The following is a 19,743-nucleotide window of genomic DNA, read 5'->3' as shown; positions in this document are numbered from 1 at the left end:
ACCTTCATGAGTCACTATAATAGCTCTATTTTTAAATTTACTTACTCATAACACCTTCATGACTCACTATAATAGCTCAATCTTTAAGAGTACTTACACATAAACAATCTGAAAAGAACCCGTTCATTTAAAACGGGCATTTCTTTAAATTTGTTCAGTTAGTTTTCCATTTTCAATATAAACAACACGGTCACACAAGTCTAGCATCCTTTTATCATGAGTAACCATTATCGCAGCTTTTTGTCTTTGCTTTACTTCTCTAGATAGCATTTCAACTACTGATCTTCCTCTTTCAGAATCGAGACTAGCTGTAGGTTCATCCGCAAAGATTACTTCTGGATCATTCATTAGTGCTCTTGCAATGGCTACTCGTTGTCTCTCTCCTCCTGATAAATTTTCTGGATAGTTTTTCATTCTCTTTGATAATCCTAATTGTTCAAGTAATTCGTTAGCTTTCTTCTCGGCAATTTTGTTTTTTATTCCAGCTAATTCGGCAATTAATAGAAGCTGATCCTTAACTGTTAAATACGGAATTAAATTAGACATTTGAAAAATGAATCCGATTTTAGATAATCTAAATTCATTCAATTTATTTGCTGGGAGATTACTTATTTCAATATCATCTATTAAAATTCTCCCACTAGTAGGAGATAATAATGCACCTGCTATTGAAAGGAAGGTACTTTTACCTGAGCCTGATGGACCTACAACTGCTACTAGTTCGCCAGCTTTTACTTGAATGGAAACTTGGTCTAATACTGTTGTTGCTAAAGAATCTCCGTCATTGTATGTTTTGCTAATATTATCTAGCACTAGTTTATTATTCATTAAAAAGCCCTCCCTATTGCTTCAATCGCATCAATTTTTATTACTTTTAATAAAGATATTAACGAGCCGACTATTGCTACAAATAGGAATAATAATGAGCTTCCAATGATTAACTGAGTATCAAATACAAAAGGTAAGCTTGCTGGTAATACTTTAGATAATCCAAATGTAATTGAAATACTAATCATTAGACTTAATAGTGTAAGTGTTAAAACTTGAAAAATAATATTTTTAGCTAAATAACTAGTTTTTGAACCAATTGCTTTTAGCACGCCAAATTGATTAATTTTTTGAATCGTAATGATATAGAAAAAGACTGCTAACACAAAAGCACCGATAAAGAATAAAAAGACAATCATCATTAATAAAGAACCTTGTTCTTCTTTATAACCAGGTATGCCCTTTAATGCTTGATTTTTATTAATTACTTCTACTCCTGTGACTTTTTCACTTACCTTTTTTGCCGTACTTTCGTTTGTTTTTAACGCAATTGCATTAAATGAATTCTTGCTATTCACCATCGACCACTCATTGTAATTCATATGAATTACTGGAGCGTGGCTATATGATTGTTTTTCAGTAAATCCAACAATTTTAAATTCTTTACCCGAGATTTGATCAGAAATGCTGTCACCAAGCTTGATCCCTTTTTCTTTCAAAGAAATATCACCGACAACTTCATTCTTTGTTGAATTATTAATCATTTCGCCTTCAATTACCTTTGGAGCCGCTAAACCATTCACATCAATTCCAAATAAGGTAGCATCAATTTTTTTAGAAGTTCCTTCCTTTAAAAAAGTAGTCATTTGAACTCCTAAAGTTGCAGAATTCTTTTCATCAACAAATTTCTGAACTTCATTTATTTGACTTTCAGTTAACATTGAATGATTAATTTGTTTACCTGATTCCTTTTGTAAAACAAAATAGTTTGAAGCCATGCTATCAATAGAAGAAGCATTATCAAAAGATAATCCTTTCGCTAATCCTGAAACGAATAATACTAGGAATGATATAAGGATCATGATTAGACTAATTAATAAAAAACGTAATTTTGCGTGTTTAAATTCCCTTAATGCAAGAAACACCTGTCATTCATCTCCTTTAAATTACTAAATTTTAAAGAGTGTAAAAAGCAGAAGCACTCTTTGTAATTCAGAGTATAGGAATGTTAGATGAACAACAGGTGAACAGTCGATTACAATTTTAAATCAGAACTCTTTAATATTAGGTATGGTTAGATGAAATTTTGTTCCTTCTCCTACTTTACTGCTAACTTCTATATGGCCATTATGTAATTCAATGATTTGTTTAACAATTGCTAAACCTAAGCCACTACTGGATTCCTTTCGATTCCTTGCTTTATCAACAATAAAAAAACGATTAAATATTTGTTCCAGATCCTTTTCGGAAATGCCAATCCCAGTATCTTGAAATTCAATATGAACATACTCTTCATTACTACTAAGTTTGATTGAGATTGACCCACCTTCATGGTTAAATTTAATGGAATTCGTCATTAAATTTGTCCAAACTTGATGCAGTAGATTCTTGTCACCAAACACATAAGTTTGTGGTAATTCCAAATCAATGGCCAACTCTTTGTTTCTCCAACTCCATTCAGTTGTAAAAACTACTTGTTTAATTTGTTCGGCAACATCAAAAGTTGTTTTTTGAAGAATACTTTCTTCTTTATCCAATGCAGCTAACGTTAATAATTGTTTACTTAACAAAGACATTCTTTTACTTTCTTCCTCTATAATCGATAAGTAATGTTTCTTTTGCTCTTCGGTTAATGTTTCAGTTTGTAGAGATTGCGAAAAACCTTGTATCGATGCAAGTGGTGATTGAATTTCATGAGATACATTCGAAACAAACTCCTGACGCATCGCTTCAATTTGTCCTAATCTTTGTGACATATGCGAAAAGTGATTAGCAAGTTTTCCTATTTCGTCTTGGCGTTTAATTTGCAATTGAACATTATATTTTCCTTCTGCAATTTTTTTAGTTGCTTCAGTTAATTTAATAATCGGTTTTACTATATATCTTGTACTAACTAGAACGAATACAATACTTAATACAATTGTCAGTAATAGGAGAATAGAAAAGAGTATACGCAATTCACCAAATTGAAGTTGTACATTCGGACGCATAAATAGCGCCAAATGATTAGTAGTCGACTTTATAGGAACACCAACTGTATTACTCAATGTATTATCAAAAAATCCAGTCACAAATAATGATGTTGGAAATTCGGCAATACCATGATAGACCTTTCCGTTTAAAACTGAATCAATCACTTTACGATCTAGTTTTTTTTCTCTAAAAGAACCACCATAAAAAGATTGATTTCCTTGTTGATCTACTAATAAAATTTGATATCCTAATTTACTAATACTTTTTAAGTAATTGCTTAATTCAATATCATTATTTTCTTCATAAAAAGTACCAACGTCTAAAGCCATTTTAGTTAATTTTTTATCATTATAAGGCTTTAAATTATAGTGGTAATACACATTTGAAAGAAAGAAAGCCAATAAACTGCTACAAATCATTACACCGAGGATTGTAAGAACAATTCTTATGTATAAAGTTTTCACTTTTTAGTGACCTCCAATTTATAACCAACACCGCGAACGGTTTTTATACTAAAGTCATTCGTTAAACTAGAAAACCTTTCACGTAAACGTTTAATATGAACATTTATTGTTCGATCATCACCTTCAAAATCAGCACCCCAAATCAATTGGATCAGCTCATCACGTGTAAAAATTCGATCCGGATAACTTGCCAATTGGGACAATAATTCAAATTCCTTCATTGGAAGCATAAGTAATTTTCCATTACAGTAAACTTCATAGCTTTTTCGATCGATAACGGTTTCGTTCAGTTTTATTTTTTGAGCACTAATCATATTGTATCTTCTTAACAGTGCCTTAATCCGGAATAGTATTTCTTTTGGTTCAAATGGTTTAGTCAAATAGTCATCTGTGCCTACTGCAAACCCTTTTTCTTTATCAGAAAGCTCACTTTTTGCAGTTAACAATATGACTGGAAAATCATAATACTCTCTTATTTCTTCACAAAGCTGGTACCCATCTTTACCTGGCATCATTATATCTACAATCGCTAAATTAATTTGTTGTTGCTCAAGCAACCTAGAAGCTTCGTCTCCGTTAGCTGCTTCAAATGTCGTATAGCCTTCAGTTTGTAAATACATTTTCAGTAACTCTCTTATATGAGAATCATCATCCACAATTAAAATTCGAATCATACTTTATCCCCATTCTTAGAATTTAGTGCAATTATTTAAAAAATCATATCATATTTTAATTTTAATATCCTTTTTCTATTTTTCATGGGCAGAAATGCTGATGAAATATAACTTTATAAAAAAAATTTCTGTAATATAGTTTGTCCCCCATACATTTTTGTATTTTAAACATAAAATTATTATTGTAGTACATTAAAGCTGTTTTCGTAATTCTTGTTGCTCATTAAGAAGATGACTAGTTGATTTTAGTCTGAACATAGAGTAGTCCGTTAGCATCTAAACTATTTCACTTTTTCTGATACTCCTACAGAAACCCCACACCTTGTTTTAACAATCAGCTTTAAAAAGCTTGTTTACAACAATTATTTCGAAAAGAGTCTACCTACAAAATGAGTGGTATTTCAGCTTATACTCCTGGAGCTACGGGTGTTAGTTAATTAGCGATCACTGTACCTGCTGGAGGAGACGGAATATAGCTGACACTCCAATTGTGTTAGAAATAGTAAGTACTGCACCTACTTCCGATATTACTGTTTCAACATAATAACTGATCAAAAAAAAAGTTCCTTAAGGGAACTTTTTTTGAATCTTATCTTTTTTAATCATTGTCTTTTATAGGACCACTTTTTATCATGCATTAATGATAAAATTTTGGTCAGATAAAAGAGATTCAATAAAAGAACTGTTCTAAAACAATCCTTTAGTTATACGTTTTAACAACAGGATCAATTAAGAAATTAGACATTTCTACTGCCTTCTCAAACTCTTTTTCTTTTACATAATGATCATACAACTGCTTACCATATCGTTTTATTAGAACTGTATGATTCCGTGACTTAAAATAAGGGAACGCTTTCTTTTCTATGTATTTAATATATTCTTTCGTTTTATTTTCAATCGAATAGATTAGCAAAGTAAAGAGTACTTGATAATGTTCATTGTTTAGATCTTCTGCGATTGTTAGCCCTTTTTGAGCGCTACTTAATAAGGCAGATTTGCGCATTAATTTACCTTCGAAACAGCTCTTAAGATAATTATTAAGTCGCTGAAGATAGATTACTGATGGCTTTTTCTCTAATTGCAACGCAGCTTTATAATATTTTTGCGCTTTTTCATAATCTTTTCTTTTAAAATATTCCAAAGCAAAATTATTTAATAACATCCCTGTTTTATCTGGTGCATTAAGTGTTTCACTATCATGGATCAAATTTTTATATGATTGTTTCAATTTTTTGAAATCCAAGTGAGAATCATGACTTGATTGATAAAGCATAATTGATTCAGCATTTATGGCACGTAAATAATTACTTGTATCTTTGAAATATTTAAGTGCCTTTTCTGCGTATACATATGCCATCACCTTAGAATCTGCCCAACCGTAAGCAACTGCTAAATGATAATAGTATTCTGGATTGCCGTACTCATTTATATCAATTTTCTTTAATGTTTGTATTGCTTTATGATGATTCTCTGTACTTGAATTATTATAATTATTTAAATAATAAACCCCTATCACGTGCAAAAAGAGGTTTCTTTCAAAAGGAGGTAGATCCTTATAGTTTCTTTGGATAAATTGAATAATCGTATCAGTGTTCTTATAATCATTCTTTAAAAGATAATATCTTGCTAGTAATAATTGATACATTACATCGTATTTTGGTGAATTAATAAAAGGACTTTCTTCCAACTCTTTCTTTAATGATTCAACTTCCTTCATTCTTAGTTTAATAATTGCTGTATGCCAGTTATGTAGTTTATTTTCAAGATTTTCAAAGTTCGCAATTTCTTTTCGAATATCAATTTGTAATCGTTCAGAAAACAAGGTAATAATTTCAGAAGAGTAGGATGTATTCCCTCTTTCAATTTTTCCTACGTGCTTGGAAGAGCAGATTCCTTTTCCTAGTTCTTCTTGTGTTAGACCGGCTTTAGTACGATAAAATTTTATAACTTCTCCTTCGATCATTGATTGCTCCTCCTATCCTAAAACTTATACTAAATATACAATAGTTCAACTAAGTTTCCATCATGCTATTCACACAATTTATTAGGATAATCTAATGAAGAATTAATAATAAAATATAGTATTTTATTACTATCACATTGGAATAATTAGGAAAAATTTAATATAAAATAAGAAAACCATGAACAGGCAAGCTAGCTCATGGTTTGAGGTTTATTATTAATTTACACCTACAGAAGAATATGCATCCATTACTGCTTTCGTTTGAGCAGAAGGCGCACCAGTAGTTTTATTATCTGGGTATAGATCACGAGCTGCTTGTACAGCTGCTTCACGCATTTCTTTAAATCCAGAAGAAGCAGTTAAGTATTTCGTTAAAGCTCGATAGTAAATTTTTTCTGCAGTTGTTACACCTACACCTTTAATCGTGTATCCTTCATTCGTACCACCTTGTGAAATTAAATATGCAGCTTTGTTGTTAATTCCACTATTAATGTGAACTCCACCATTATCTTCAGTACCTAAATATCTTTCAGCATAAGTATCTGGGTAGTAGCCAGATGGCATATATTTTGTGCTGACACGTACTGAACCTGGATCTTTTAATGAACGAAGACCTCCGTCACCTGGTTTAGTTGGAGTGTATACATCTTCACCCATCTCCCACTCGTTTTCCTTAGTCGAATAAATTTCAACGAATGTTCCAAAAATGTCTGCTAGTGACTCATTAATAGCCCCAGATTCGTTTTTATATGTTAAATTAACACCGGACTTTTCAATAACACCGTGAGTCATTTCATGTCCAGTAACGTCTAATCCTCCAGCAAGTGAACCTAGTACGATTCCGTCGCCATCTCCGTATAACATTTGTTTACCGTTCCATGCAGCATTATTCCATTTTGATCCAATGTGCACCGTACTAATTAAAGTCATGCCTTTATCATCCAGGCTGTTACGCTTCTGAACAGTTTGATAATATTTGTTTACTTTATCAGAGTTCATATGCGCTGATACTCCTGCAGGATCATAGAAGAAATTAGTTGAACTAGTAGTAGAAATTTCAAATCCTGTAAAACCTAAAAGTCCTGATAATAAAATAAATGCAGTTTCAGGCATACGATGAGCATCAAAAGTTGCTAATGGAACAATATTTGGTGCCGTTGTTGTACCACCCGCAATTGATCCACCATACATATAACTAGTACCAGTTGCCGCATCTTTTCCTACTGGGAAAGATTGCATTTTACCAAACACGTCCAAACCTCTTCCAATCGCAACTGTAAGATTTGCAGGATCTACTAAGTTATCAATTGCATCAAAGCTATCAATTATTTCTCCGCTAGTAGCATCTACAAAATAATGGAAGTATCCCGGTGCTGGAACAGATGTTGAAGCCTTAACTAAGTATGCTAAATAGTACTTACCATCATGAGGATAAATGGTTAATTCAGTATTAATTCCATCATATCGTTTAACTTCACCAAGTTGTTCTTCAACTTTTGATTTTGTAATATTAACTGCTTCGTCCTCAGAAATCGATGCTTCAGTTGGAATGATTGCACGTGATAATCTTTGTGTTACATTACCGAATGATGCATATACATTGTTATTTGCATCTAGTGCTACAGTTTGTCCTGATCCGAAGATTGGAATTCCTTTGTATTGTTCAACTGTTCTCACATGGTATGTATTAGTTGTGCTGTCAGCTTGTTCACTAACAATTTTAAATTGTTCCCATGCAGAACCTGATCTTGCTAGACCATCTACTTTTGAATTAAGAAAGGCTTTTACAACATCTTCCTTACTTAAAGCTTGATTAACAGTTGCTGCACTTGCTTTTACATTTACAAATGAAGGTAAAGTTAGTCCGCCCCCAAATGCTACAGTTAATGCCATTACTGCTGGAATTGCTTTTCTGCTCATTCTTTTCTCTTTTTTCATTCTCAAAACTTTCACCCCTTATTAATTTGTGTTGCGATTGCAATTTTCATTATTGAGAAAATTCTAAATTAAATCAATATGTCAAACCCGGGTTCTTTTTGAGCTGTCTTTTAAGCTTTTTATCCTTCTAACGACTATTTACGACAAAATACTACCTATAATTAGTCCGAAAATAACCCGGTTTCAATTTTCTGATAACTGAGCAATAATGAATTTCAACAGGGCTTTTGCAAAGGAGTGAAAATTTGAAACAACCAATGAAAAAAGTCTACATAATAGTAAGTTTATGTTCGATTCAATTTTACTTAGCAATGCAAACAGTTGGTCAAACCGAGGCAACATTTTCTAGTCAGGCTTCATCAGAACAAGTCGTTTCTGCCGCAATTGTGTTTCCTAAAACAATTCAACAACTAGCAACAGCTGCAAAAGATCATTCAACAAGAGCTAATCAATTATATGAATCGATTATGGAAGCAACACTATCTGGTAGCGAACCTGAATTGTCCAAGTTACTTACAAATGTTCTTAATGAGGAACATGAATTATATGGTGAATTACAAAGTTTACATACCATTCAAGACCAAATGGACACCTATCATAATCAAATCCATGAACTTCCAGAAACTGAACAAAGTAGTTATGAATTTGAGAGAAAAGGCTACCAAGCTCTTAACAAACTAATTCTTCAAGTAAATGAAACAATTAATCTACAAAAAATAGAAAGTATTAAATCCACAATTCAAACCGAGCTAAATGAAAGTAAGGAGAAGATTAATAACGATATTATTGAACCTAAAAATGATACAGAATCAAATAAAAGTCATAATTCTGAAAAAGATTCAACTCTAAAGCATGATTCAAATAATTCTGATACAGATTCAACTCTAAAGCACGATTCAAATGATTCTGATACAGTTTCAACTCTAAAGCTCGATTCTGATAAAGATCCAACTCTAAAGCACGATTCAAATAATTCCGATACAGTTTCAAACCAAAATTAAAATTCTAATAATTCTGCAAATACAACTCAAAACGAATAGGTGATATCTCATGTTGAAGAAAGTTTTATCAATTGTAGGTAATATTTTTAAAAGTATTTCTATTGTCATCTTGTGCTTCTTAGCTTTTATTGTGATTTCTTCTAGGTTTACAGGTGGTGATTCCACCATTTTAGGCTATCAATTAAAAGCTGTTTTATCCGGATCAATGGAACCTACCTTTCATACGGGCTCAATAATTGCCATTAAGCTAGGAGCAAATCCTTCAACTTATCAGAAAGGTGATATTGTTACCTTTCACATGGACAATAAGCTGATCACTCACAGAATAGCAGCTGTCCATAAAAAAAATGGTGAAATTTCCTATAAAACAAAAGGTGATAACAATAACGCCCAAGACTTATGGACCGTGTCCCCTCAGAATATCGTAGGAAAATATTCGAATTTCACGATTCCATATGTTGGTTATGCATTAAATTTTGTAAGCTCAAAAGCTGGATCTGCACTATTGTTAATTGTTCCAGGGCTTCTTCTAACTCTTTCAGCAATACGCAATTTGTTTCAATTAAAGAAAGAGTTTGAGCAAAAAACTGCAGGATAAAGTTGGTTAGATCTCTTAAGTACAAAATAAAAGCTTAAGAGTTTAATAAATAAACCTTAAGGGGGAAATGAAATGAGTTTTACTAAGAGAATAGGTCAAGTAGTAATGAGTGGAGCAGTTGGATTATCGTTAATTAGTGGAGGTACATTTGCGTATTTCAGCGATACAATTAAAACTGATAATACGTTTGCAGCAGGTACATTAGACTTAGGTATGAATCCTAATGCTGTAGTTAACATTAGTAATTTAAAACCTGGTGATGAAATCTACCGTGAATTTACGCTTGAAAATAATGGTACTTTAGATATTAATAAAGTTTTATTAAACACTAAATATCAAGTTGAAGATGTAAAAAATGATAACAATGAAGATTTAGCAAAGAATATTAAAGTAACAATCATGTACAACACTAGCAGTGCTACAAATGAGATAGTTGACACGACTTTATATGACTTACAAAATCAAACACCAGATCTAACAGAAATTCAAGGATTTGTTGGTAGTACGAAGGTTCCAGATGGAATTCCAGCAGGTCAAAAGGAAAAGATTTTCGTATTATTCGAGTTTATTGATAATGGACAAGACCAAAATCAATTCCAAGGCGATAAGTTAAAAGTTGATTGGACATTTAACGCTCAAACTGGCGGAAGTACATACTACGACGACACTGATCCTAACAACAACTAAAAATAAAACCACCTAATAGATTAGTTAGGTGGTTTTATTTTTTTAACCTTTTAATCTCCTTTGCTATGGAAAGCTATTCTCGTATATATCCAAAAATTTTGAAATGTCCACGCATTGCTTTTGAATTCTTTCATTCATAACCGTAGTTTGCCAGCTGTACACTTCGTACTCTTTATAATTATGATGACTGATCGGCTTTAATTTGTATTCAAGAGCTATTGCCTTAAAGGCTTCTTTATAGTCTAATTTAGCTTGTTTTAATGCCTTTTTAGTATCCTTAAAGACTGGCATACCTTTGTAATTAGCTCCTATATTATATGCTTTGTTCTCACTAAATTTTATATTCAACTTACCCACATCATACTCTTTTACAACAATTGATAAAGAGTTGTTTTCACATGCAGTTAACCAAAATATTGAAAAGAAAATAAATAGTTTCTTCATTTTATACTCCTCTTAAAGAAGTTCATTCTTCCTATTCTATTTCTATAAGTTTTGAAAAAAGTACTTATTTAAAAGACCAAATCGCTTGCGCGGTTTGGTCTAAGAAGTTGATTCTTATTAATTTATACCTACAGAAGAATATGCATCCATTACTGCCTTTGTTTGTGCAGAAGGCACTCCATTTTTGTCAGGATACATCTCTCTAGAAGACTGAATTAGAGCCTCACGCATATCTTTAAAGTTAGAGGCAGGAGTTAAATGAAGGGTTAAAGCACGATACAATATTTGTTGTAAGGTTGCATTACCCAATCCTTTAATAGTATATCCATTATTCGTACCGCCCTTTGCAATTAAATAAGCAGCCTTGTTGTTAATTCCACTATTAATATGAACTCCACCATTATCTAAATCACCTAAGTATCGCTCATCATACGTATCCGGATAGTAACCAGAAGGCATATAGGTTGTACTAACACGTTTAGAACCTGGATCACTTAGAGAACGAAGTCCCCCATCACCAGGCTTGGTTGGAGTATAGATCGTTTCTCCCATTTCCCATTTAGGGTCTGTTGTAGCGATTGTTTGATACTCTAAATAATCCTGCGCTAATTGTCCAAAAATATCGGCAATTGATTCATTAAGAGCCCCTGACTCCCCTTTATATGTTAAATTCGCTGAATTTGAAATAACACCGTGAGTCATTTCATGTCCTGTTACATCTAATCCTCCAGCTAACGAACCAAGGACAATACCATCGCCATCACCATATAACATTTGCTTTCCATTCCAAGCAGCATTATTCCACTTCGAACCAACATGTACTGTACTTGTTAATGACATACCTTTCCCATCTAAACTATTACGCTTCACCGATAGTTGATAGTACTTATTAATTTTATCAGCATTCATATGAGCAGATACCGCAGCTGGGTCATAGAAAAAGTTAGATGAACTATTTGTTTGTACTTCAAATCCAGTAAACCCTAATAAACCTGAAAGAAGGATAAATGCTGTTTCTGGCATACGATGAGCATCATATGTATTCAAAAGAACAGTATTAAGTGTGCTAGGAGATGATCCATATACAGAGGCACCATGTAAATAACTTGTACCTGTCTTAAGATCTTTCACAGCAGCAAATGATTGCATTTTTCCATTTACATCCAGTCCTCTACCCGCTACTGGAGTCACCTCTGGTAAAGCATAATCAATTGCATTAAAGCTATCAACGATTTGTCCATTTGTCGCATCTACAAAATAGTGAAAATATCCAGGTGCTGGAACTGAAGTTGATGCCTTTACTAAATAAGTTAAATAGTACTTACCTTTAAACGGATAAAGCGTTAATTCTGTATCAATTCCATCGTATCGTTTAACTTCACCAATTTGATCTTCTACCTTTGATTTTGCAATACTAACCGCTTCTTCCTCAGAAATTGCTGCTTCACTTGGAATTATAGAACGACTTAAATTTTTCGTTACATTACCAAATGAGGCAATTACGTTATTATTCTCATCTAACGCTACAGTCTGTCCAGAGGCATAGATTGGTATTCCTTTATACTGTTCGACAGTTCTTACATGGTATGTATTGGTCGTACTATCCGTTTGTTCGCTTATAATTTTGAATTGATCATAAGGTGTTACAGATTTAGTAAATCCACTATCAAGTTTTGAATTAAGGTATGCTTTTACTACTTCTTCTTTACTCAATGCTTCATTAACTGTTGCTGCACTTGCTTTTACATTTACAAATGAAGGTAAAGTTGTTAATCCACCTGAAAAAGCAACAGTTAAAGCCATAACAGCTGGAATAGTCTTCTTTCTCATTCTTTTTTCATTTTTCATTTTCAAAACATTCACCCCTTATTTGAATTGTGTTGCAACCACATTTCTAATTATTCAGAAAATAATGTTTTAAATCAATATGTCAAGGGCGGGTTCTTTTTTGCAAGTATTTACCTTGCATTTTGTCTTTTTACGTTTAAATTCGATAAAAATTTCATGAATTTCTAATCAAAATAACCCGGTTTTAATTTTCTGAAAATTAAGTAATAATGGATTCCAACAGGGCTTTTTGCGAAGGAGTTCTCGATAATGAAAACATCACAGAACAGTTCTTACTCTGAGTTAAAAAATCTGTTAGATCTCTTAAGCACTATAAAAGCTTAAGAGTTTAATAACTTAACCTTAAGGGGGAACATGGAATGAGTTTTACTAAGAGAATTGGTCAAGTAGTAATGAGTGGAGCAGTTGGATTATCGTTAATTAGTGGAGGTACATTTGCGTATTTTAGCGATACAATTAAAACTGATAACACATTTGCATCTGGTACACTAGACTTAAGTATGAACCCTAATGCTGTTGTAAACATTAGTAATTTAAAACCAGGTGATGAAGTATATCGTGAGTTTACTTTAGAAAACAATGGTACTTTAGATATTAATAAAGTTCTATTAAACACTAAATATCAAATCCAAGACGTAAAAAATGATAACACTGAAGATTTAGCTAAGAATATTAAAGTTACAATTATGTACAACACTAGCAGTGCTACAAATGAGATCGTTGAAACATCATTATATGACTTACAAAATCAAACGCCAGATTTAACAGAAATCCAAGGATTTGTTGGAAGTACGAAGGTTCCAGATGGAATTCCAGCAGGTCAAAAGGAAAAGATATTCGTATTATTTGAATTTATTGATAATGGACAAGATCAAAATGAATTCCAAGGCGATAAATTAAAAGTTGATTGGACATTTAATGCTCAAACTGGTGGCGGTACATACTACGACGACACTGATCCTAACAACAACTAATACATAACAAATAACCACCTAATATACTAATTAGGTGGTTTAACTTTCCCTTAAGAAGCTGACCACTTTGCTTACGAAGCTTGTCAATTAAGTAGGTGTAAGTTAACAGTTGCAAAGTTGTGATGAAGTAAAATTAAACGGATAAATCTATTCGTTATCGTTAGAAAAAACTTTTTTATTCACAAAAGCAATTTTCTACAATAATGGGAAAACATTATTAAAATGAAAGTTAGAAGTGAATCTATTAATTATTACTTACAAATCAAATCTTTCTTTTATTAATTTAGCAACTTCCTCTGCACTCATATTTGTGTTATTTATTTTTAGATAATTTTCCTTCTGAATTTCCCCTTCTATTGAATTTAACCTAAATTTTTCCATTGTCTTCAATAAATTATCTTCAGACCATTCAATGTCTCTTTTTGTTGGCTTATGTTCTAATCTGTGCGGAGTTTTATTTCGTGCAAGTCTCTCATCGAGTTCTGCTTCAAGTTCAACAAAATAAGTTGTCGCCTCTTTTGACTCAAATATGGTACAAACTTTCTCGACATATTCCCAATCAGATTTTAGATCGGAAGCCCAAACATAAGTAAAAATCATGCCGTATAAGTTACTTTTAGACACCTCTTCAAATATTTCATTTCGAAATAAATTAACTAATCTACTTCCTTCCTTTGTTCCATAATCAAAAAACTTACTAACTAAATCGATTGTCATGTGATTATGAAACAATTTTAAATCTGTTATTTTTTCTAGTTCATGCCCTACAGTCATTTTTCCGACTGCTTGAGGCCCAAATACTAATACAAACTTCATAGAACTCTCTCCCGGATATAACTGAATTTTTTGACTAGTATATCACACTTGAAAATAATTAACTCGTTAATAAACTTCAGTATATTAAAAAAAAGAACTATCTGAAGAATTGCATAAGAAATATTAAAAAAGCAGAAACAAAAGAAAACGAAAATATTCTACGTATATTATCTGTTTACTAAAAATTTACGAAGTTATCAAAAATTTTTTATTACATTTGGGAACTATTGTGTTAAAATCAGCATATAATTTAAAAAACTTTCCCTAGGGAAAAACTATTTGATGTGTACAATAAAACAGGTGGTGGGAAACATGTCACAAGAATCACAAGAAAAAGTCATATATAAAGAAGCTGGATGGAGACAGGAACATACACAACCTAGTTTGCAAGAGGTTCATCGTTCATTATCGGTTCCAAAGAAAGCTAGTAATTTTCGTAAGTTTCTAGCATTTGCTGGCCCAGGATATTTAGTTGCAGTTGGATATATGGACCCTGGAAACTGGGCAACTTCAATAGCAGGTGGATCTGCTTTTAATTACAATTTATTATCTGTTATTTTAATTTCTAATCTTATGGCCATCATTCTACAATCATTAGCTGCTAAATTAGGTATCGTTACCGGTAGAGATTTAGCTCAGGCATGTCGAGACCACTTCAGTAAACCTGTATCATTTATGCTTTGGGTGCTTTGTGAAGCTGCAATTGCTGCATGTGACTTAGCTGAATTAATAGGGTCAGCCATCGCTTTAAATCTATTATTTGGTATTCCGTTGTTTTATGGAATTTGTTTGACAACTTTAGATATATTCATTGTTTTACTTTTACAAAATAAAGGATTTAGGTATATCGAGGCTTTTGTTATTTCATTAATCATATTAATTACTGGTAGTTTTGTTTTTGAATTGATTATGTCTCAACCTGATGTAAAAGCTGTATTTGGTGGATTTATTCCAAGTTCTCAAGTTATTACAGATCCAAAAATGCTTTATATTTCTTTAGGAATTTTAGGGGCAACTGTTATGCCTCATAACTTATATCTTCACTCTTCAATCGTTCAAACTAGAAAGTTTGATGTATCAGATGCTGGTAAGAAAGAAGCGATTAAATTTGCAACAATTGACTCAACAGTTGCATTGATGATTGCATTGTTTGTAAACGCAGCGATCTTAATATTAGCTGCTTCAACTTTCTACAAATCGGGTCATACAAGTGTTGCATCAATTGAGGATGCATTCCAGCTTCTTACTCCATTACTCGGAACGACTTTAGCAAGTACATTTTTTGGATTGGCATTATTAGCTTCAGGTCAAAATTCTACTTTAACTGGTACTCTAGCTGGGCAAATTGTAATGGAAGGCTTTTTAAATATTAAGCTTAAACCTTGGATAAGAAGATTAATTACTCGTTTAATTGCTGTTACACCAGCTCTTATAGTCACTTATTTTTACGGGTCAAAAGGAACTGCTGATTTATTAATACTAAGTCAGGTAATCTTATCTTTACAGTTATCTTTCGCGGTTATACCACTAGTTATGTTCACTAGTGATGCTAAGAAAATGGGTAAATTTGTTAATAAAACTTGGCTCAAGTCAGTAGCTTGGACGATTGCTTCAGTTATTGCAGTATTAAATGTATATTTACTTTGGGCAACATTCTTTAAATAAAAAAAAGATTGAACAGATGTTTATATGACATTGGTTCAATCTTTTTTTATTCACAGTTAGGTAAATTTCCATACATAACCATTTATTTGCTGACTCATACTATTAATATAGTGAAGAGTTGATGCACTTTGAAGGAAAATGAAACAATCCCTTTTATTCAGGACTTAAAAGATGAATTTCATTCAAGTGCTGATTTTCAATACCGAAAATTTATATGTGATGGTAAAGTTCTTCATCTTTGCTATTTAGATACGATGATAGACTCTGATGATGTTCAAACCCATTTACTACAAAAAATCATCTATAATCCAAAAGAAGATAAAGTAGAATCCAGTGTTTTACAAACGATGGAATTACATTCGAAAGAAGATTGCATTCAAGCAATAATTGATGGCAATGTAGCTATTATTTATGGAGAAAAAGGAATTGCCTTTTCGATATCTCAAAAAATTGATCGTTCGATTGAAGAATCTAGTTCAGAACGTGTTATTGCTGGAACGCACGATAGCTTCGTTGAAAGTTTAAAAACAAATACTACATTAATCCGAAAAAGAATTCGCTCTAAAGAACTTGTCATTAAAAATATGACATTAGGGTCACAGTTTCCTACTACTCTTTCATTGTTTTATATTAATACGCTAATTCCAAAAAACATGATAGAAAAGTTAGAGAAAAACTTAAAAACCCTTGAATCTAAACCTTATGTAGAATCTATCCAAGTACATACTTTACTAGAGGAATCTCCTTTTTCGCCATTCCCTCAAGTAATGCGTACAGAGAGACCTGATCGTACATTTCAGCATTTATTAAAAGGTAAGCCAGCAATAATACTAGATAACGACCCAAATGCATTATTATTTCCTTCTAATTTATATAGTTTTTTTCAAAGTCCCGAGGATTTTAATTTACGGTGGTTGCTTGGCGCATTTTTTTATGCAATTAGGATTATTGCTTTTTGGATGTCCGTCTTATTACCAGCATTCTATATAGCAGTTACTGCATTTCATTCAAATATTTTACCAATTGGAATATTTTATACTCTTAAATTATCGGTAGAAAATGTACCTTTACCTCCGCTTTTAGAAGCCCTTACGATGCAAATTTTCTTAGAGCTTTTAAGAGAAGCATCCTTACGTTTACCACAAGCAGTAGGTTCAACAATTGGTACGGTTGGTGCGATTGTGATTGGAACATCTATTGTCCAAACAAATTTAATATCAAATTCAATGATTGTAGTAATAGCCTTAACCGCTGTTGCATCTTTTACAATTCCAGTGAAAGAAATGTCAACGGCTGCAAGATTAATTGGCCTTCCACTTACAATACTAGCTTCAATATTTGGATTTTTAGGGATCTCCTTTGGAATGTTAATGATTGTCTGCCATCTTTCTAAAATCAAGTTGTTCGGCGAGCGTTATGTTGAAAATCCAGGCTTTAAAGAATTTACACTTCTTAATAGTAAAAAGGTAAAAAAACATGATTAAAAATAAACACTTATTCTTTATCATTCTGACTACACAATTTGGTGTTACGATTTCTCAACTACCTTATACTGTTTATAAAAAAGCCGGACCTGATGGATGGATTTCAGTTTTGCTGACAGGTGTCTTCATCCAAGTTCTTTTGTTCATCTATTACAGCTTGTATAAGTCATTTCCAGATAAAGCCTTTACTGAGTATACAAAAACGTTAATGACTACTTATATTGGCAACTTCATTAATGCTTGTTATTTTTTATACTTTTTTTATATTTGTATCAAATTATCAATCGAGTTTGTTGACGTTATTAATAATTGGATGTTTCCAAATACTCCTCCTTGGATTATTTTCTGTCTATTCATACTTACAGCAATTTTTATTGCCAAAGAAGATATTCAAACGATTGGACGAACTTTTTTATCCTTTTCGTTTATCTTTATTTTTGTCATTCTCTTTTTAATGTTTGCTTATAAAGATGCTCATTTTGGTAGATTACTTCCAGTTGGCGGTAGTGGGATTAGAAAGATCAGCTCGGGAATGAGCTCATCATTTGTAAACATGTTAGGATTTGAAGTGTTTCTCTTCCTATCCACTCATTTTGAAAAGACAAAAAAGAAGCTATTTACTATTTCAATGGCCAACCTAGTTTCAACAATCTTATTTACATTTGTTGTATTGACATGCTATGTATCACTAAGTCACTACCAAAGTACAAAGATAACGTACCCAATACTCTATATTATCAAAGGCTATCAGCTACAAATGGTCGAAAATCTTCATATTATTTTACTAAGTTTTTGGACAATCATAATCGCTTTATCAATTATTATTTATTTCTATATTCTTAGCGATGGCATTCTAAAACAGTTCAAAACTAAATTTCAAAATCGCACTTTAATTGTTATCGTCATCTCTTTCATTTTGATTTGTACATATCCTATATTTTCAATACCAATTATAGACAAAATACAATTTCTACGAATCAGTATATACTTTGACACTATTTTCATCATCGTCATTCCGTGCCTATTATTTATCGTAAATAAAGTAAGAAGGTTGATAACTTGATAAAAAAATTAACCAGTTTGCTCTCCCTACTTTTCGTTACTGTAATATGTACTGGTTGCTGGGATCAGAGACCAATAAAAGATCGAATGTTAATTAATGGACTAGGTTTTGACATTAAACAAGATCATAAAATTGAATTAAATGCTTCAATTTTAAATATTATTGGTAAAGGAACTGGGGCATTTGATTTAGAAAATGAATTAATTACTACAGAAGCAGATTCAATAACTGATGCCGCAGTGAAAGTTCAAACGGTTTTACCTGGTGGAATTGAAACTGCTAAAACAAGACTTTTCTTATTAGGAGAAGATTTCTCGAAAGAAAAATTCCAATTTATCTTAGACCAGTTTAACCGTACTCCATTTACAAATGTAAATGTGAATGTTGTTGTAACGAACAAACAACAAGCAAAAGATATTCTAACATTAGAAAACGTGAATAAACCAATTTCATTTATTATTAATGAAACAGTGGATCGAGCAAAAAGATTATCAATTATTCCAAATATGGATCTTCAGAAAGTATTTACACTGATTACAGATGTTGGGATTGACTTAGTATTACCTGTAATTGATGAAACAAAGGATAAACATGTTGGTGTGTTAGGAGCTGGACTATTTCATAAAGGATCTTACACTGGTAAATATATTGAAAAATCTGATGCTCCGTTAATGTTGATGATGATGGATCAGTTTAACACTACTAGTTTACTCTCTACTAGGATAGAAAAAGAAAATTCAAATGTATCACCATACAATATTCTATCCTACGAAATACGCAGGCCTTCGAGAAAATTGATTGTCCATGCGTCAAATACTAAAATTGATGTTGATATTCCAATAAAAGTAAAATTAAGAATTGCTGAATCTACAAATAGACAACATTTATCTAAAAAAGAAATAAAGTCAATGATTGAAAAAGATTTAAATAAAAGAGCAAAAGACGTAATTAAGCAAACTCAACAAGCAAATAGCGATGTTATAGGTGTTGGACGATACATTAAGGAGCATAATCCTAACCTATGGAAATCATTGGACTGGGACAAAAAATATCCTACAATTCAAATCCATCCAAAATTTAATATTTATATATCAAGTACAGGGGTTCTTGAAACATAAAAAAACAGAAAANNNTTTTCTGTTTTTTTATGTTTATTAAAATTT

At 32.0% G+C, this 19,743-nt stretch carries 17 protein-coding genes; 8 read left to right on the top strand and 9 right to left on the bottom strand.

Annotated elements, in window-relative coordinates; genetic code table 11:
* Nucleotides 1–144: 144 nt before the first annotated feature.
* From COE53_RS08185 to COE53_RS08160, 6 genes are all read right to left on the bottom strand, one after another.
* The gene (locus tag COE53_RS08185) at nt 145–828 is read right to left on the bottom strand and encodes an ABC transporter ATP-binding protein (RefSeq protein WP_098947732.1); all 684 of its coding nucleotides are present in this window, start codon (nt 826–828) and stop codon (nt 145–147) included.
* Entirely contained in the window at nt 828–1,913 is a 1,086-nt protein-coding gene (locus COE53_RS08180) for an ABC transporter permease (RefSeq protein ID WP_098947730.1), read from the bottom strand. Before COE53_RS08180 ends, COE53_RS08185 begins: the two co-directional genes overlap by 1 nt.
* Nucleotides 1,914–2,036: 123 nt before the next feature.
* Nucleotides 2,037–3,425, bottom strand: a complete 1,389-nt coding sequence (locus tag COE53_RS08175) for a sensor histidine kinase (RefSeq protein ID WP_069033222.1) — start codon at nt 3,423–3,425, stop codon at nt 2,037–2,039.
* Nucleotides 3,422–4,099 (bottom strand): response regulator transcription factor, encoded by a 678-nt coding sequence (locus COE53_RS08170; protein ID WP_069033221.1) that lies wholly within the window; start codon nt 4,097–4,099, stop codon nt 3,422–3,424. Before COE53_RS08170 ends, COE53_RS08175 begins: the two co-directional genes overlap by 4 nt.
* A 700-nt stretch (nt 4,100–4,799) precedes the next feature.
* Complete coding sequence (locus COE53_RS08165; protein WP_069033220.1) at nt 4,800–6,062, bottom strand: helix-turn-helix domain-containing protein; 1,263 nt, start codon at nt 6,060–6,062, stop codon at nt 4,800–4,802.
* A gap of 216 nt (nt 6,063–6,278) precedes the next feature.
* Nucleotides 6,279–7,982: a M4 family metallopeptidase gene (locus COE53_RS08160; protein WP_069033248.1), complete on the bottom strand. Its 1,704-nt coding sequence runs from the start codon at nt 7,980–7,982 to the stop codon at nt 6,279–6,281.
* Between the two features lie 263 nt (nt 7,983–8,245).
* Here COE53_RS08160 and COE53_RS08155 point away from each other — a divergent pair, with 263 nt between their 5' ends.
* The 3 genes from COE53_RS08155 to COE53_RS08145 all read left to right on the top strand — a co-directional run bounded on the left by COE53_RS08155 (nt 8,246) and on the right by COE53_RS08145 (nt 10,286).
* On the top strand, nt 8,246–9,001 hold the full coding sequence (locus COE53_RS08155; protein WP_098947729.1) for a DUF4047 domain-containing protein: 756 nt from the start codon (nt 8,246–8,248) through the stop codon (nt 8,999–9,001).
* 52 nt (nt 9,002–9,053) lie between these two features.
* Nucleotides 9,054–9,599: a signal peptidase I SipW gene (gene sipW, locus COE53_RS08150; RefSeq protein ID WP_439097773.1), complete on the top strand. Its 546-nt coding sequence runs from the start codon at nt 9,054–9,056 to the stop codon at nt 9,597–9,599.
* Between the two features lie 72 nt (nt 9,600–9,671).
* Nucleotides 9,672–10,286, top strand: a complete 615-nt coding sequence (locus tag COE53_RS08145) for a TasA family protein (RefSeq protein WP_069033217.1) — start codon at nt 9,672–9,674, stop codon at nt 10,284–10,286.
* A gap of 63 nt (nt 10,287–10,349) precedes the next feature.
* On the opposite strand, the gene COE53_RS08140 is transcribed toward COE53_RS08145, so the two are convergent.
* Both COE53_RS08140 and COE53_RS08135 read right to left on the bottom strand, forming a co-directional pair.
* Complete coding sequence (locus COE53_RS08140) at nt 10,350–10,730, bottom strand: hypothetical protein (RefSeq protein WP_069033216.1); 381 nt, start codon at nt 10,728–10,730, stop codon at nt 10,350–10,352.
* Between the two features lie 117 nt (nt 10,731–10,847).
* On the bottom strand, nt 10,848–12,578 hold the full coding sequence (locus COE53_RS08135) for a M4 family metallopeptidase (RefSeq protein WP_069033247.1): 1,731 nt from the start codon (nt 12,576–12,578) through the stop codon (nt 10,848–10,850).
* A gap of 359 nt (nt 12,579–12,937) precedes the next feature.
* Here COE53_RS08135 and COE53_RS08130 point away from each other — a divergent pair, with 359 nt between their 5' ends.
* Nucleotides 12,938–13,552 (top strand): TasA family protein, encoded by a 615-nt coding sequence (locus COE53_RS08130; protein ID WP_098947727.1) that lies wholly within the window; start codon nt 12,938–12,940, stop codon nt 13,550–13,552.
* Between the two features lie 255 nt (nt 13,553–13,807).
* On the opposite strand, the gene COE53_RS08125 is transcribed toward COE53_RS08130, so the two are convergent.
* Nucleotides 13,808–14,368: a DEAD/DEAH box helicase family protein gene (locus COE53_RS08125; RefSeq protein WP_098947725.1), complete on the bottom strand. Its 561-nt coding sequence runs from the start codon at nt 14,366–14,368 to the stop codon at nt 13,808–13,810.
* Between the two features lie 312 nt (nt 14,369–14,680).
* Here COE53_RS08125 and COE53_RS08120 point away from each other — a divergent pair, with 312 nt between their 5' ends.
* The 4 genes from COE53_RS08120 (at nt 14,681) to COE53_RS08105 (ending at nt 19,698) form a co-directional block, all read left to right on the top strand.
* On the top strand, nt 14,681–16,033 hold the full coding sequence (locus COE53_RS08120) for an Nramp family divalent metal transporter (protein ID WP_069033213.1): 1,353 nt from the start codon (nt 14,681–14,683) through the stop codon (nt 16,031–16,033).
* Between the two features lie 128 nt (nt 16,034–16,161).
* Nucleotides 16,162–17,517: a spore germination protein gene (locus COE53_RS08115; protein WP_098947722.1), complete on the top strand. Its 1,356-nt coding sequence runs from the start codon at nt 16,162–16,164 to the stop codon at nt 17,515–17,517.
* Entirely contained in the window at nt 17,510–18,580 is a 1,071-nt protein-coding gene (locus tag COE53_RS08110; RefSeq protein ID WP_091023896.1) for a GerAB/ArcD/ProY family transporter, read from the top strand. The genes COE53_RS08115 and COE53_RS08110 overlap by 8 nt, the downstream gene beginning before the upstream one ends.
* On the top strand, nt 18,577–19,698 hold the full coding sequence (locus COE53_RS08105) for a Ger(x)C family spore germination protein (protein ID WP_098947720.1): 1,122 nt from the start codon (nt 18,577–18,579) through the stop codon (nt 19,696–19,698). Before COE53_RS08110 ends, COE53_RS08105 begins: the two co-directional genes overlap by 4 nt.
* Nucleotides 19,699–19,743 lie beyond the last annotated feature (45 nt).

The organism is Bacillus sp. AFS029533, assembly GCF_002585125.1.
Lineage (GTDB): Bacteria > Bacillota > Bacilli > Bacillales > Bacillaceae_G > Gottfriedia > Gottfriedia luciferensis_B.
The sequence above is the reverse complement of the archived record's forward strand: the minus strand, read 5'-3'. Positions and strand labels throughout refer to the sequence as shown.